Source organism: Paenarthrobacter sp. AB444 (assembly GCF_028736865.1).
In the GTDB taxonomy this organism is placed as follows: Bacteria; Actinomycetota; Actinomycetes; order Actinomycetales; family Micrococcaceae; genus Arthrobacter; species Arthrobacter nicotinovorans_B.
In genome coordinates, this window is record NZ_JAQZBY010000008.1 from 39,215 (window position 1) to 54,701 (window position 15,487).

At 63.2% G+C, this 15,487-nt stretch carries 15 protein-coding genes and 1 pseudogene; 12 read left to right on the forward strand and 4 right to left on the reverse strand.

All coding sequences use genetic code 11. From position 1 onward, the window contains the following. Positions 1-33 precede the first annotated feature (33 nt). Positions 34-1,329 carry a serine hydroxymethyltransferase gene (glyA, locus tag PQ627_RS11325; RefSeq protein WP_274261042.1) on the forward strand — a complete coding sequence of 432 codons (1,296 nt, stop codon included), beginning with the start codon at positions 34-36 and terminating at the stop codon, positions 1,327-1,329. A 134-nt stretch (positions 1,330-1,463) separates the two neighbouring features. After that, positions 1,464-2,357, forward strand: coding sequence for a bifunctional methylenetetrahydrofolate dehydrogenase/methenyltetrahydrofolate cyclohydrolase (locus PQ627_RS11330; protein WP_274261043.1), 894 nt, complete (start codon positions 1,464-1,466; stop codon positions 2,355-2,357). Between the two features lie 82 nt (positions 2,358-2,439). Here the strand turns inward: PQ627_RS11330 and aqpZ are convergent, their stop codons facing one another. Together aqpZ and PQ627_RS11340 are read right to left on the reverse strand one after the other, a co-directional pair. Further along, on the reverse strand, positions 2,440-3,219 hold the full coding sequence (gene aqpZ / locus PQ627_RS11335) for an aquaporin Z (protein WP_274261045.1): 780 nt from the start codon (positions 3,217-3,219) through the stop codon (positions 2,440-2,442). A gap of 47 nt (positions 3,220-3,266) precedes the next feature. Beyond that, a complete protein-coding gene (locus PQ627_RS11340; protein ID WP_274261047.1) occupies positions 3,267-3,476 on the reverse strand; it encodes an antitoxin in 210 nt (69 codons plus the stop codon). Between the two features lie 255 nt (positions 3,477-3,731). Here PQ627_RS11340 and PQ627_RS11345 point away from each other — a divergent pair, with 255 nt between their 5' ends. The 9 genes from PQ627_RS11345 to PQ627_RS11385 all read left to right on the forward strand — a co-directional run bounded on the left by PQ627_RS11345 (position 3,732) and on the right by PQ627_RS11385 (position 10,866). After that, the gene (locus tag PQ627_RS11345; protein ID WP_274261280.1) at positions 3,732-4,661 is read left to right on the forward strand and encodes an ABC transporter ATP-binding protein; all 930 of its coding nucleotides are present in this window, start codon (positions 3,732-3,734) and stop codon (positions 4,659-4,661) included. Between the two features lie 7 nt (positions 4,662-4,668). Continuing rightward, on the forward strand, positions 4,669-5,523 hold the full coding sequence (locus PQ627_RS11350) for an ABC transporter permease (RefSeq protein WP_274261049.1): 855 nt from the start codon (positions 4,669-4,671) through the stop codon (positions 5,521-5,523). After that, entirely contained in the window at positions 5,520-6,353 is an 834-nt protein-coding gene (locus tag PQ627_RS11355) for an ABC transporter permease (protein WP_274261051.1), read from the forward strand. Before PQ627_RS11350 ends, PQ627_RS11355 begins: the two co-directional genes overlap by 4 nt. Positions 6,354-6,478: 125 nt before the next feature. Continuing rightward, positions 6,479-7,045, forward strand: a complete 567-nt coding sequence (locus tag PQ627_RS11360; protein ID WP_144662366.1) for a hypothetical protein — start codon at positions 6,479-6,481, stop codon at positions 7,043-7,045. Positions 7,046-7,055: 10 nt separating this feature from the next. Next, entirely contained in the window at positions 7,056-7,898 is an 843-nt protein-coding gene (locus PQ627_RS11365; protein WP_144662365.1) for an exodeoxyribonuclease III, read from the forward strand. An 11-nt stretch (positions 7,899-7,909) separates the two neighbouring features. Beyond that, positions 7,910-9,001 (forward strand): tryptophan--tRNA ligase, encoded by a 1,092-nt coding sequence (trpS, locus tag PQ627_RS11370; RefSeq protein ID WP_274261055.1) that lies wholly within the window; start codon positions 7,910-7,912, stop codon positions 8,999-9,001. A gap of 4 nt (positions 9,002-9,005) precedes the next feature. After that, positions 9,006-9,683, forward strand: a complete 678-nt coding sequence (locus tag PQ627_RS11375; protein ID WP_274261057.1) for a 2'-5' RNA ligase family protein — start codon at positions 9,006-9,008, stop codon at positions 9,681-9,683. Next, complete coding sequence (locus PQ627_RS11380; protein WP_274261059.1) at positions 9,610-10,695, forward strand: YihY/virulence factor BrkB family protein; 1,086 nt, start codon at positions 9,610-9,612, stop codon at positions 10,693-10,695. Before PQ627_RS11375 ends, PQ627_RS11380 begins: the two co-directional genes overlap by 74 nt. Positions 10,696-10,713: 18 nt before the next feature. Continuing rightward, positions 10,714-10,866 (forward strand): hypothetical protein, encoded by a 153-nt coding sequence (locus PQ627_RS11385; protein ID WP_274261061.1) that lies wholly within the window; start codon positions 10,714-10,716, stop codon positions 10,864-10,866. A gap of 77 nt (positions 10,867-10,943) precedes the next feature. On the opposite strand, the gene PQ627_RS11390 is transcribed toward PQ627_RS11385, so the two are convergent. Both PQ627_RS11390 and PQ627_RS20015 read right to left on the reverse strand, forming a co-directional pair. Beyond that, positions 10,944-13,124 (reverse strand): hypothetical protein, encoded by a 2,181-nt coding sequence (locus PQ627_RS11390; protein ID WP_443192757.1) that lies wholly within the window; start codon positions 13,122-13,124, stop codon positions 10,944-10,946. Positions 13,125-13,229: 105 nt separating this feature from the next. Continuing rightward, positions 13,230-14,081: pseudogene (locus PQ627_RS20015) on the reverse strand (glycoside hydrolase family 43 protein); the annotation flags it as partial. A 67-nt stretch (positions 14,082-14,148) separates the two neighbouring features. Here PQ627_RS20015 and PQ627_RS11395 point away from each other — a divergent pair. Then, positions 14,149-15,450 (forward strand): ABC transporter substrate-binding protein, encoded by a 1,302-nt coding sequence (locus PQ627_RS11395; RefSeq protein ID WP_144662359.1) that lies wholly within the window; start codon positions 14,149-14,151, stop codon positions 15,448-15,450. The last annotated feature ends 37 nt before the right edge of the window (positions 15,451-15,487 follow it).

A 15,487-nucleotide genomic window follows, 5' to 3' on the forward strand; every position in this document is an offset into this window, starting at 1 on the left:
TAGCACCACCCGTTGCCTAGCCAGGAGATCTCCGTGACTAACACCACTACTTCAGCGTCTGTCAGCAACCAGTCGCTCGCCGAACTCGACCCCGAGATCGCGGCAGTCCTTGATCAGGAGCTTGGCCGCCAGCGCGGCACCCTGGAAATGATTGCCTCTGAAAACTTCGCCCCCCGCGCCGTGATGGAAGCCCAGGGCTCTGTCCTGACCAACAAGTACGCCGAGGGTTACCCGGGCAAGCGCTACTACGGCGGCTGTGAATACGTCGACGTCGCTGAGCAGCTTGCCATCGACCGCGTCAAGGCACTGTTCGGCGCCGAGTACGCCAACGTCCAGCCGCACTCCGGCGCCCAGGCAAATGCCGCAGCACTGTCCGCCATGATCACCCCGGGCGACAAGATCCTTGGCCTGTCCCTGGCACACGGTGGGCACCTGACCCACGGCATGAAGCTGAACTTCTCCGGCAAGCTCTACAACGTAGCTGCCTACCAGGTGGAAGAAGACAACTTCCGCATCGACATGGACAAGCTCCGCGAGCAGGCCATCGCCGAGAAGCCGCAGGTCATCATCGCCGGCTGGTCCGCGTACCCCCGCCACCTCGACTTCGCTGCCTTCCGCTCCATCGCGGACGAAGTTGGCGCCCTGCTCTGGACGGACATGGCCCACTTCGCCGGCCTGGTGGCAGCAGGCCTGCACCCGAGCCCGGTGCCGCACTCCGACGTCGTCACCTCCACCGTGCACAAGACCCTCGCAGGCCCGCGTTCCGGCGTCATCCTGGCCAAGGAGCAGTACGGCAAGAAGATCAACTCCAACGTCTTCCCGGGCCAGCAGGGCGGCCCGCTCATGCACGTCATCGCGGCCAAGGCTGTTGCCTTCAAGATCGCCGGCGGCGAAGAGTTCAAGGAGCGCCAGGAGCGCGTCCTTGAGGGTGCCAAGATCATCGCCGACCGCCTGAACCAGTCCGACGTCGCAGAAGCCGGCGTCTCGGTCCTCACCGGTGGCACCGACGTCCACCTGGTCCTGGTTGACCTGCGCAACTCGCAGCTGGACGGCCAGCAGGCCGAAGACCTCCTGCACTCTGTGGGAATCACCGTGAACCGCAACGCTGTTCCGTTCGACCCCCGCCCGCCGATGGTCACCTCGGGCCTGCGCATCGGTACGCCGGCCCTGGCTACCCGCGGGTTCGGTGCCACGGAGTTCACCGAGGTTGCCGAGATCATTGCCACCGCACTGAAGTCCGGCTCCGCCGCCGACGTCGAAAGCCTCCAGGCCCGCGTCGACAAGCTGGCCGCCGACTTCCCGCTGTACCCGCAGCACGAGCAGTGGTAAACGGCCTTCCCAAGGCCGAAACAGCACTACCCGGGCATTGAACCGGAGCCGACGGGATCCGCCGCCACACTTGAGGCGGCGGATCCCGTTGGCATGAGCCTCCCACAGTTCACCCACCAGAAAGAGCAGCTGGAATGACACAGTCCACCGCACAGATCCTTGACGGCAAGGCCACCGCCGCAGCCATCAAGGCAGAACTGACCGAACGCGTTTCCATCCTGGCCGGCAAAGGCATCGTCCCGGGCCTGGGTACCATCCTGGTGGGTTCGGACCCCGGCAGCACCTGGTACGTCGGCGGCAAGCACAAGGACTGCGCCGAGGTCGGCATCCAGTCCATCCGTCGCGACCTGCCTGAGGACATCACCCAGGAAGAACTGCTCAAGGTTGTCCAGGAGCTCAACGAAAACCCTGAATGCACGGGCTACATCGTCCAGCTTCCGCTGCCCAAGCACATCGACCAGGACGTCATCCTTGAAGCCATGGACCCGGACAAGGACGCCGACGGCCTTCACCCCATGAACCTTGGCCGCCTCGTGGCCAACGTGAACGGCGAGATGAAGTCCCCGCTGCCCTGCACCCCCAAGGGCTGTGTGGAGCTGCTTCGCCGCCACAACATTGAACTCCAGGGCAAGCGCGTCCTGGTGGTCGGCCGAGGCGTCACCATCGGCCGCCCGATCGGCTTGCTCCTGACCCGCAAGGAAGTCAACGCCACCGTGATCCTGGCTCACACCGGAACCGTGGACCTGCCCGCGGAACTGAAGCAGGCCGACGTCGTAATCGCTGCTGCCGGAGTGCCGCACATGATCAAGGCAGAGGACCTCAAGCCGGGTGCCATTGTGCTCGACGTCGGTGTCAGCCGCGTTGACGACGGCAACGGCAAGGCTGTGGTCACCGGTGACGTTGACCCGGCTGCTGCCGACGTTGCCGCCTGGCTGTCCCCGAATCCGGGCGGCGTGGGTCCGATGACCCGCGCGATGCTGCTCGCCAACGTGGTGGAGAGCGCCGAGCGCCGGGCCGGCATCGCCTGAGATTCCCAAACAGTGCAGGGCGCCTGCTCCCCATGGAGCAGGTGCCCTGCACTTTTAAGCCGTAAGTCCTGACGGTCCGGAATCAATCCGTTGTGGCTGCAAACACGCCGCGGTAGAGCGCTGCTGCTGCAACGGCGCCGGCGGTCGGGGCAACAATGAACACCCAGAGTTGGCCGAACGCCCAGCCCTCGCCGTAGAGGGCCGTCGCGATGGAACGTGCCGGGTTCACCGAAGTGTTTGTCACCGGGATGCTGACCAGGTGGATCAGCGTGAGGCTGAGACCAATGGCAAGGGCGGCGAACCCTGGCGTTGCCCGCCGGTCCGTAACGCCGAGGATGACCAGGACGAAGACTGCGGTCAGCACGAACTCGATCACCAAGGCCGGGACGAGGCCAAAGCCTCCGGGGGAGTGATCGCCGAAACCATTGGAGGCGAAGCCACTGGCCCGGGCGGAAGTGAAGAAGCCGTTGGGGCCGCCGGCGGCGATGGCGGCCAGGACGCTGGAAGCTACCGCACCGCCCACAACCTGGGCCACAATGTACGCCGCGATGTCCTTGGCGGGAAACCGCCCGGCAACTGCCAGTCCGATAGTGACGGCCGGGTTGAAGTGCCCACCCGAGACGTGGCCGAACGCGTAAGCGCCTGCAACGACGGTCAGACCGAACGCCAGTGATACGCCGAGAAGCCCCACGCCCAAGGTGTTGGCTGGATCCGGGAAGTTCGCTGCGAACAGGGCTGTCCCCACGCCACCAAAGACCAGGATGAAAGTACCAAGGGCTTCGGCTCCCAGCCTGGAAATCAAGGTCGGGCTGGTATCAGGAACGGTGGGACGCGGAGCGGTGCGGGTATTACGGCTGACCATGCTGGGCCTTTCACATGCTGGGTAAGGAGACGGGGATGTTTCAACGGCTACTGGTCCGAAGCCTCGCCGTCATCACCCTTGACCTTTGCTACATAGTCCGACGCAGCACCCTGAACGAGATCAACCTGGTTGGCGAACTTGCCGTCGGTCTTTTCATCGAAGATGTCGCCGGCCTTTTCGATGCCATCCTGAATGGCCTCTTCGTTGCCTTCGATGAGGTCCTTTGCTTTGCCCTGCAGATCATCGAAAAGTCCCATGGGGGTTCTCCTAGCCATACGTTGAGATTGCCGCGGAGGCGATTTGCTCCACATATGGACGGTCTGCCGGAAGGCAGGTTCGTGACGCGGTTCAGCCCATCTTTTCCGGAACACGCGGCGCTCGCGGGGGCGACTATATTCAATAAATTTGCGGAATAGATCTTTCACATCTTCCCCGGCGCTACTAGTCTGCTGAGGGTGCACAATGAAGCAATCCGCTCTGCCTCGCCGGAATCACCACAAGCCAGCTTCGACATGAACCCACCCACAGTCATCAGCGCACACAACCTCACCAAGACCTACGGTGAGCTCACCGCTGTCGACAACATCTCCTTCGACGTGCCGGCAGGGGAGTCTTTCGGACTGCTGGGGCCCAACGGCGCCGGGAAATCGACCACCATGAAAATGATCGGCGGCGTCTCCCAACGTACGTCCGGCTCGCTGAACATCATGGGCCTGGACCCCGAGACGCATGGCCCCGAGGTCCGCGCGCACCTGGGTGTGGTTCCCCAGCAGGACAACCTGGACGAAGAGCTCAAGGTTCGGGAAAACCTCATTGTCTATGGCCGGTACTTCGGGCTGCCCCTAAGCTACCTGCGGCCCAAAGCCGATGAGCTCCTGGAATTCGCCCAGCTCACGGACAAAGCCAACTCAAAGGTTGATGCGCTCTCCGGCGGCATGAAGCGACGGCTCACCATCGCCCGTTCGCTCATCAATGAACCTCGCATCCTGCTCCTGGACGAGCCCACCACCGGCCTGGATCCGCAGGCGCGCCACATTCTCTGGGACCGGCTGTTCAGGCTCAAGGAAAGCGGGGTCACGCTCATCCTCACTACGCACTACATGGACGAGGCCGAGCAGCTGTGCGACCGGCTCATCGTGGTGGACAAGGGCCGGATCATGGCCGAAGGCTCGCCGGCGGCATTGATCCGCGAGCATTCGTCGCGCGAAGTACTCGAGCTCAGGTTCGGTTCCGAGCGGAACGCGACAATCGGCGTCGAACTTCAAGCCATCGGCGAGCGGCTCGAGACGTTGCCTGACCGCGTGCTGATCTACGCACACGATGGCGAGGCCGCGCTGGAACAGGTCACCGCCCGCGGACTGAGGCCGCTGACATCGCTGGTGCGGCGCTCCTCACTGGAGGACGTGTTCCTCCGGCTGACGGGCAGGAGCCTCGTTGACTAGGGGACCGTTGACTGACAAACCAGGCACGACGGCGGCGCCCCCTTTGCGGGCGCACGCACCTGAGGTTTCGGCTGCCCGGGCGCGCCGTTGGGGTTCCTTCTTCTACGCCGAGCAAGTCCTGAGGGTCATGCGCAATTACGGCTGGTCCGTGATCCTGTACAGCGTGGGGCAGCCCGTGGCGTATCTGTTCGCCATGGGAGTTGGCCTGGCCAGTTTGGTGGACGCCAACAGTGTGTCGGCCTTCGGCGGGGTGAGTTACCTGGAGTTCGTGGCGCCGGCCCTGCTGGTATCCGCTGCGGTGATGACGGCGTCGGGAGAGTTTTCCTATCCTGTCACGGATGGATTCAAGTGGCGCCGCGTGTTTTACGGGCCGCATGCCTCGCCGTTGACACCGCAGCAGATCGCCAGCGGACACATCATGGCCAGCACGCTGAGGTTCCTGCTGCAGTCGGTGGTCTACTTCGCGGTAGTGGCCATGTTCGGTGCATCGCCGGGTCCGTGGGGTTGGGTCTCTGCGATCGTCGCGACTGTTGCGGCACTTTCCTTCGGGTTGCCGCTTATGGCCTATGCTGCGAGCATCACGCAGGATAAAGGGCAGTTCGCGTTGGTTCAGCGGTTCATCGTTATGCCACTGTTCCTCTTCTCCGGGACGTTCTTCCCCTTGGACACCTTGCCGATGGCCGTGCGCTGGATCGGCTGGCTCTCCCCGGTCTGGCACGGGACGGAGCTGGGCCGGGTGTTCACCTACGGGATGGACGAAAACCCTTTGCTGACCATCACTCATGCGGTGTTCCTGCTGGCGTCGGCCGTGGTGGGCTGGGTTCTGGTCCGCCGCCAATTCGTGAAAAGGATGGGCTCATGAGCGTCCTGACGGGTGGGCACAGCGCCACCGATGTTGCCAGGCAACGCAAGTTCGGTTCCCTGTACTCCCGCAACGCCCGGGCCGTGGTGGGGCGTGGCCTGATGGCCGCGAAATCCAGCACTTGGCTGGTCCTGGTGTCCGGGTTTTTCGAGCCCGTGCTCTTCCTGCTGGCCATGGGGGTGGGTATGGGCTCGATCGTGGGTACCGTGCAAGGGCCGGGAGGTGCGGAGATCAGCTATGCCGCTTACATCGCCCCTGCACTCCTGGCGGTTTCTGCGATGAACGGTGCCATCTACGACTCCACGTGGAACGTCTTCTTCAAGATGAACTTTGCCAAGCTGTATCAGGGGATGCTCTACACCTCCCTTGGCCCGTTGGACGTTGCCATCGGGGAAATTTTCCTGGCGTTGCTGCGCGGTCTTCTCTATGCCACAGGGTTCACGGCGGTCATGGGTGTGATGGGGCTGCTCACCAGTTGGTGGGCCATCCTGGTGATTCCAGCGTCGGTGTTGATCGCTTTCGGCTTCGCCAGCTTCGGCATGGGGATCACCAGCTTCATGAAGACCTTCCAGCAGATGGACTGGATCAACTTCTTCCTCCTGCCCATGTTCCTGTTCAGCGCCACGTTCTATCCGCTGAGTGTCTACCCGCAGCCGATCCAGTGGTTCATCCAGGCCATGCCCCTGTGGCACGGAGTGGAGCTTCTGCGGCAGATCAGTGTGGGTGTCTTCACCCCTGCCACCGCCATCCACGTGGGCTATTACCTGGTGATGATCGCCCTGGGAATCATGCTCACCACAGGAAGGCTCCGCCGACTCTTCCTCAAGTGATGGAGTTTTTGTACAGCTGACGCGCCTACGGGGGTCTTTCAGGCGCATCAGGTATACAAAAACCCGCGTGTTCGCCGTCCGTGGAAGCGTCCGGGGCACCTTCGTGCGTTTGAGAGAATGGGTTCATGCAATCTCTCGGTGACCCACACCCGTCCACGTCCGCCGCCGGCAAAGGCATGTTCAAGGGCTTCCGCATCGGTGGCTTGGGGATGACGGTCGTCATCATCGCCTTCCTGGTAGCCGTCATCTTTGCGGCCAACCAGAACGACGTCGTCGGTTGGGTCGTGGCTGTGGTGGCCTTCGGTTGGCTGGCTTTGGCCACCTTCGTGGTCCTGAGTATCCGCAGGGCAGCCCAGCGGGCAGGAGCAAAGCTGACTGAAGCGCACAATGCGTTCAACGCAGCAGCCGGCCGCGCGCCGTCGTCGAACGTTGCTGACAACGGCGGCACCCGTGTGGTCGCCGAGCGCAGCCAGGCGGACGAGGTCCGGGACCTCAAGCTTGACCACTCCTTCAAGATCGTTCAGGTCCAGGTCCGGGTAGTCGACGAGGAACGCGCCAAGGGTGCCGCCGCGAACCAGGACACCATCAACCGCGCCCTGGAAACCATCGCCATTACGGCCACCAATGCCAGGGACATGATCAAGTCTTCCGGCGGCTCGGACGAGCCCGTGGCCGGCACCATCATCGACTAGAGTAGAGCGGGTGAGTACGGCATTGAAGAAGGACTTCCTTCGCATCGCATCAGTCAACGTCAACGGCCTCAGGGCTGCCTACAAAAACGGCATGGCGGAATGGCTGGAGCCGCGCGAGGTCGACATTCTTTGCCTGCAGGAAGTCCGCGCACCTGACGACATCGTCAGGAAGCTGATCGGCGAAGGCTGGCACATCCTCCACACCGAAGCTGAAGCAAAGGGCCGCGCAGGCGTGGCCATTGCTTCCCGTGAGGAACCTACGGCAACCCGCGTGGGCATCGGCGACTCCTACTTCGATACCTCAGGACGCTGGGTTGAAGCCGACTTCAACGTCAAGAACGCGGCGGGGGAGTCCTCCACGCTGTCCGTTGTCAGCGCCTACGTGCACTCCGGCGAAGTCGGCACCCCGAAGCAGGATGACAAGTTCCGCTTCCTCGATGCCATGATCACCCGGCTTCCTGAGCTCGCCAAACACAGCGACCACGCTTTGGTAGTTGGCGATCTCAATGTCGGGCACACGGAACTCGATATCAAGAACTGGAAGGGCAACGTCAAGCGTGCCGGCTTCCTCCCGGAGGAGCGGGCTTATTTTGACCGCTTCCTCGGCGAAGAAATCGGATGGAGGGATGTCCACAGGGGCCTGGCAGGAAATGTCGCCGGCCCCTACACCTGGTGGTCCCAGCGCGGTAAGGCCTTTGACACTGACACTGGCTGGCGCATCGACTACCACCTGGCCACCCCGGACCTCGCGGCAGCTGCTTTCTCCGCTGTGGTTGACCGGGCGCCTTCGTGGGACACCCGCTTTTCCGACCACGCACCGCTGGTAGTCGACTACCGGCTCCAAGTTCCCTAAGGTATTCCTCCATGACAAGCTCCACCACTGAAACCGCCACGGCTGCCGGCACGTCCACCAAGCTGGCCGTAGGCGCCAAGCACAGGGTGCTCTCCGGCATGCAGCCCTCTGCTGACTCGCTGCACCTCGGCAACTACCTCGGCGCCCTGGTCAACTGGGTCCGTATGCAGGACGAGTACGACGCCGTCTTCTTCATCCCGGACCTGCACGCCATCACGGTGCCGCAGGATCCCGCGGAGCTCGCCCGGCGTACCAGGGTCACCGCCGCCCAGTACATCGCTGGTGGCGTTGACGTGGAAAAGTGCACCTTGTTCGTCCAGTCCCAGGTGCCGGAGCACGCCCAGCTGGCGTGGGTCCTGAACTGCATCACCGGCATGGGCGAGGCCGCCCGCATGACCCAGTTCAAGGACAAGGCCCAGAAGCAGGGTTCAGACCACGCCAGCGTTGGCCTGTTCACCTATCCCATCCTGCAGGCCGCGGACATCCTGCTGTACCAGCCGCACGGTGTACCGGTGGGCGAGGACCAGCGGCAGCACGTGGAGCTGAGCCGGGACCTGGCCAACCGCTTCAACAGCCGGTTCGGGGAGACCTTCCAGGTACCTGAGGCCTTCATCCAGAAGGAATCGGCCAAGATCTACGACCTCCAGAACCCCACAGCCAAGATGTCCAAGTCCGCCGAATCACCGGCCGGCCTCATCAACCTGTTGGACGACCCCAAGACCGTGGCCAAGCGCATCAAGTCAGCCGTCACGGACACCGAAACCGAGATCCGCTACGACCGTGAGAACAAGCCAGGCGTATCCAACCTGCTGACCATCTACGCGGCCATCAGTGGTACTCCGGTGGAGAAGATTGTGGCGGACTACCAGGGCAAGATGTACGGACACCTGAAGGTGGACCTGGCCGAGCTCGTCTCCGGGCACCTGGCACCTATCCGTGAACGGGCCAACGAACTCCTGGCCGACCCTGCGGAACTGGACCGGCTCCTGGCACACGGTGCGGACAAGGCACGGGAAATCGCCTCTGCCACCCTCGCTGACGTCTACTCCAAGGTTGGCTTCCTGCCCTACCGCGGGGCCCTCGGGAACCAGGGAGCCCTCTAAGTCCATGTGCGCCGCTGGCCAGCTCAACGTCAAGACCGACACCCGCAAGGGTGTGGGTCCTGACGACTCCCGCCAGCCCGCTGTCACCGGCGCTGATTGCGGCGCCGGTGAGGCCATGTGCGTGGGAGTGATCCTGGGCTTCCCGCCGGAGGTGGCCCGCGAACTTCAGGAATGGCGGGCTTCCTTCGGAGACCCGATGGCTGATGTCATTCCCGCCCACATCACGTTGATCACCACCACCCCCACCCAGGACTGGGCGGCTACCCGTGAACACGTGAGGGAAGTAGCCCGCAACCAGGAGCCCTTCCACATCACGATCTCCGGCACGGGATCCTTCCGGCCCGTCTCGCCCGTGGTGTTCGTAAATGTCGAAGAAGGCTTTGAGGAATGCGTGCAATTGCACGAGAAACTCCAGAGCGGCCCCCTCGAACGGACACTTCCTTTTCCCTACCATCCGCACGTGACCGTGGCGCACGACGTCGCCCAGGAAAATCTTGATGAGGCCGAAACGGTCCTCAGAGATTACCGAGCCACCTTCCCTGTGGTTAGCATGGGACTTTACGAGCACGACACCAACGGAATTTGGCAGCTACGGGAAGAGCTCGACTTTGGCGGCGATACTGACGAAGAACAGCAAGCGGATTCAGGCCGCGGAGGCAGACGCTCCTCCACTGCCAACTGAACTGGCGAAACTCAAGCTTGAGCTGCTCCGGAAGCGGCAGGACTGGGGTCATGCCAAGCGCGCCGGGGAAGGTCCGCTGAAGAAAGCCGGTGCCTTCTTCGCGCTTTTCATGGCTCGACTGAACACCAACCGGGCCATGCGCTCGTTCCAGCACTACACGCGCCAACACGGGCCCCTCTTGAGTGCCGGCATCGGTTTCAACATGTTCTTCTCTGTAACAGGTCTTCTCACCACGGGCTTCGCCATCGCCGGCATTGTCTTGGGCGGCAACCCGGTACTGGAGGACGCGGTTATCCGAAGCGTGGCCTCCGCGGCGCCGGGCTTGCTGCAGGTCAACGGCGGCGAGGGCCTGGTGGATCCCCAGTCGCTGCTCAATCCCTCGGGCCTGGGCTGGACCGCGGTCATCGCTGCCGCCGTCACCATCTTCACCTCCCTCGGCTGGATCGCGAGCGTCAGGGAAGGCTTGCGTGGCGTCATGAACGACGGCCCCTTGGTGCGTAATGCCATCCTTCAGAAGCTTATCGATGCCGGCACCCTGCTGCTTCTCGGTGTGATCCTGGTGGTCAGTGCCGGCGCCTCCCTGATTTTTGGAACAGCGGCGGATTGGTTCTTCCAGCTGCTGCGCCTTGATGAGAATGTCGCCGCCCCGATTGCCGCGGTCGTGAAAATTGTGGTTCCGCTGTTGCTGAACTGCGCGACGGCGGCGGTACTGTTCCGCGTCGCCGGTGGCCTCTCTTTAACCCGGCGCGCGTTCCTCGAAGGAGTAGTGCTGGCAGGTGTAGGAACCACCGTTCTGCAGTTTTTCAGTACTGAACTTCTTGCCCGTTCCGGCAACAACCCCGTTTTGGCGTCGTTCGCCATCATCATTGGCCTGCTGATCTGGTTCAACCTGGTGAGCCAGGTGTACTTGGTTTCGGCATCGTGGTCGGCTGTTCGTGAGGCGGATACGGAGTCGGGGGAGAATCCACGGAAGAAGGTCCTCGGTTCGCGTCGCGTAGTGCCGCGTACCTGACCAGCAATTGGAGGCAGAATGAACAATCAGCTGTGGATTTCCTGCCTGCTGGGTGCTGCCGTGGGGCTGATTGTCGGGCAGTTGATCTTCAACTCTCCCTTCCTGGGGATCCTTGTGGGCATTGGTCTTGGCGCTCTCGTGGGAGCCGCAGCAGGCCCCCGCCCCCGTTAACAAGTGCAACGCGGGGTCACTTATGGCCCATGATCCACCCTTTGATGGGCCATAAGTGACCCCGCGTTGCTTGGAAACTAGGGGGATTGCACCAGTCCTTCCCACCTCACAGTCCACTCCGGCGGGAAACCCGGGGCCTGACGATCCGGTCCGTTGTCCCAGCCCGCCGCCATCAGGGCCGCCGCGGCCAGCAGCCCACCATTGCCGGGCAGGTACAACGGCAGAGAGTCGGTTTGGCGGTTGTGGCCGTTGGGAAGCACCGTGTTCTTGCCGGCGTCCAGCAGGAGCGCGTCCACAGCGGCCCCAGGATCGCCCAGGCGTGCGGCGGTCATGGCCATGACGGGGTAATCCCAACCCCACGTGCTGCCCCAGTCCCAGTCCGCCAGGACGTCCTTCAACGTAGCGCGCATGACGTCCGGGTCGATCACCGCAGTCTGCGGGAGGACCCCCAGTGCGCACAGCATGGACGGGTGGTCCGTGCGGATGGTGAAGGGCTCCACATCGATGGCGGCATACACGCCGTCCACCACCCGCGGACGGACCATGCCGTCGGCCACCTCCGACCATGCAGGCACAGGCTCCAGTCCCAGCCGTTCCCGCCAGGTGGCCGCTGTTTGGAGCCCCCACTGCCAATACGCCAGCTCAAATGTGGGGTTTGTGACCGTCGATCTGATCGCGCCATAACTCTCCTGCGCCGGAATCAGGGGCGGCCCCAACTCAAACCCCCTCGGCGTGGGATGGGCGAAACTGGCCATGAAAGCCGCCGATTCGAACACGATCTCCGCGAACTCCTCCAGCACCTCCCGCGTGGGATCGGCCCGGTACACCAGCTCGGCCAGGTAAATGGGATGCGGTTGTTGCCAGATGAGGAAAGTGCCGATGGTGCTGGGGCTCTCCCGACCATCCGGTCCCACCTGTTTGGGCCAGCGGACACCGTCAAAACCCTGCTGCTTGGCGGTCTGCCTCGCTGCATCCAAAACCGTTGAATACCACCGCAGGGACGGCAGCAGGAGCTCCACCCGGTTCCAGTGCGCGAAATGGGCCGCGTGCCACCAGTGCATTTCCAGGTGGAAGCGGCCACGCCAGGAATTGCACACGAGCCCCGTCTCCTGCGGCGGCAGCGATCCTGAACAGTTGATTGTCGTCAGATATTGGGACAGGACAATCCGTCGTTCCAATTCCTTGGCCCGGGGATCGGTGGTCGAGTCCAGTTCAATCGCGCCGCCGGAGCACCAGAACCGCGGCCACCAGTCGGCCGAGGCTGCCGCGACGCAGCTGCCGGCTTCCAGTTCCGGAGAACGCACGACGCCGGCCCCTGGCTTCGCCTGCTGGCTCGCCACAGTGGTTGCTTGGCCTTCTTTGCTGCCACGCGGGATGCAATCCCCGTCGCCGGCTGAAACAAAGGCGATGGAGAGGTCCAGGTCGTCCCGCTTGGCGCTGATCCGCACGGAGTGCTCGCCCGCCTGCTCAAGGTCCAGGCCGTTCCCAGTGACCACGACGTCATACCGGGAGTTATCCAGTTCGCGGTGCACTACCCAACTCGTGGCGTCGTGAACTGCGGCTTCGGCAGGCAGGTCCAGCATCGTGGTGTGGGCCTCGGGCTTCGTCCAGTCGGCGGCGTCGTGCCAGGCTTCGGACCCGTACGGGAAGTCGATGCCGATCAGCAGTCCGTGCCCCAAGGCGGGAGACTCCACACGCAAGCCGAGCCGGTCGACGTCGGGATGGCACGCCGTCGTGACCTTGACGGGGTGACCTGCCAGCATGAAGCGGCTGGTCACCGTGCCGGTCCACAGGTCCAGAGTCTGTTCGGTTGCCGTGACATCTGACGGTGTCAGGGCGCGTTCCTGACCGTCCTCGATCAGCCGGAAACCGATCCGGCCGAGGTCCAGTCGATGCGGGTTGGCTCTCAGCCACGTCTCGGCGGCGGAGGTATCCGTCTCCCGGTCGTTGACGATCTCGCCCACCATGTCCACGTACGGGACGGGTCCGCGGGGTGAATCGTAGAGGACGGTGGAATCGGCCAGAGTGTAGGGCCCGGCGGGCGGAACTGAGTGCCAAGCCCACTGCGCTTGGGTCCCAAGGAGTGTTCCGGGCGGGAGTCCGTCCCTTGCCCCGACGGGGTACAGGCCGGGAAATGTCTGGAGGCCCGTGAGGTCCATGGTGAACGCAAATTCGCCGTTGCCCACAGAGACCGGGCTTCGCGGGTCCAGGGCCCGCTGGTGTACGTTGTGCCGGCGGACAAGGGCTTCCCGGTCGATGGCTTTCCTGTCACCGGAACCGGCTGCGGGCTCGAGTACTACCGTGTCGTCGAGTTCGCGCAGGGGAAAGAACGCAGCGCGCTCATCAGGACTTTTGTTGGGCTGGTGCAAGGTAAGGAACAGGCCGCCGTCCAAGTGACGGGCGATCATGCCGTGCCCGCCGTCCTTGCTCCACAACGCCACGGGTTCCTGGGCCCATGGGCCCAGCACGGTCCCCGACTCGCTGCGGGCAACACCCATGGCGTAGCCCTCCTCACCGAAGCTGGACCAGAGCATGATCAGCTTGCCGCTGGAGAGCCTGTGCAGGAACGGGCCATCGGTGACGTGCGGGGGTGCGCCGCTGTGGGACGGTCTGTCCAAGGGGCGGGACCAAGGGGCCTCGGAAGCCGTGAACAGCACACGCGGTTCGCCTTGTGCGCTCCGGAGGTCGGGACTGAGCCGTTGGGCGACCACGGCGCCGTCGTCGATTTGCTTCCACTCGTGGCAGAACACCAGCCACGGCACCCCCTCCTGGTCCACGTGCAGCGTTCCGTCAAGGCACTCCCATTCGGAGGGAGTGACAGGTCCGTTGCTCCAGGGCTCATACGGGCCTTCAGGCTCCACGGCAGAGAGTATCTGGGTTCCACGGGAGTGGCCGGGGGCGGTGAAGGTCGCAAACATGTAATAGCGGCCGCGGTACTGGTGGACTTCGGGCGCCCAGTATTGTTCCTTGCTCCAGAAACCGGGAGCGGGACGGAAAGCGGGGAACGGCCCCTCCCATGCCACGAGGTCTTTGCTCCTGTAGCAGTCGAAGCCCGTGGCCGGACCGGACCAGATGTTTTCGTCAGTGCTGCCAAAGAGCAGGTACTCCTTGGAGCCGGGGAGCGTCAGGACGTAGGGGTCCCGGATCTGGATCTGTTCCAAGCGTTGGGGCATGGCGGACTCCTCGCGGAATGAATAGTTCATGGCCTGAACCATTGACGAATATACACCCTTTTGATACGTTTCAGGAACCGTTTTCTCAAGGCTGAAAGAAGCTTACCCAATGACGCGTAAATCTCTCCGAAAAATTCGCAAATCCCTGGCGTTCCTTACTGCCGTGGGCATGCTGGGACTCACCGCAGCATGTTCCAGTCCATCCTCCAACCAAGCTGAAGACGGGCCAGTGGAAATCCGTTTCTCATGGTGGGGAAACGCCTCCCGTGCCGAGCTGACCAACAAAGCCATCAAGGAGTTCGAAGCCGCCAATCCCAACATCAAGGTCAAGCCCGAGTACGGCGACATCGGTGGCTACTTCGACAAACTGGCCACCCAGGTGGCAGCCAACGATGCCCCGGATGTCATCACCATGGGCGGGGCCTACCCTGCCGAATACGCCAACCGCGGCGCACTTCTGGACCTCTCCAAGGTGCAGGGCTCACTGGATCTGTCAAAGCTGGATCAGGGTGCTGTGGAAAACGGCCAGGTGAAAGGGAAGCAATATGGTGTCTCCACCGGGGCCAACGCACTGGCGATCGTGGTGAACCCTGCTGTCTTCCAGGCGGCAGGAGTTGCCCTTCCGGATGACAGCAAGTGGTCGTGGGATGACTTCGCCAAGGTGGCCGCGGACATTACGGCCAAGAGCCCCAAGGGGACCTACGGTACGGCGACGGTTCTAACCCATGACTCCCTGGATGCCTTCGCCCGCCAGCGCGGGAAGTCCCTGTACACCCAGGACGGTCAGCTGGGCCTGGACAAGGACACTGTGCAGGACTACTTCGACTTCTCGTTGAAGCTCAGCGAATCAGGTGCGGCCCCCAGCGCCTCCGAGACGGTCGAGAAGCTCAATGCCAGCACGGAGCAGACGCTCATGGGCATGGGGCAAGCCGGCATGATGCTCACCTGGAGCAACTCCCTCACTGCGCTCAGCAAGGCATCGGGGGCCGACCTGAAATTGCTCAAGCTCCCCGGCGAGACGCCCACCCCGGGCATCTGGCTTCAGTCCTCGCAGTTCTACACCATTTCCGCCCGCAGCAAGCACACGGATGCCGCTGCCAAACTGGTGAGCTTCCTGGTGAACAACGAGGCCGCGGCCAAGATCATCCAGAGCGACCGTGGCGTACCCAGCAATGCGGGAATGCGCACGGCCGTCCAGGACCTGCTGACGCCCCAGGGCAAGGTTGAGGCCGCCTACATCGACCAGATCGGCAAGATGGACTTCGCCCCAACGTACATCGGACCTACCGGTTCCACTGCCGTTTCCGAGATCACGGCCCGCATCAACACCGAGGTCCTGTTCAAGCGGCTGACCCCGGAGAAGGCAGCCGAGCAGTGGCTCAGTGAAAGCAAGGCCGCCATCGGCAAGTAGCTACCCAACTAAGGGACAGCAGATGCTCTGCTGACGC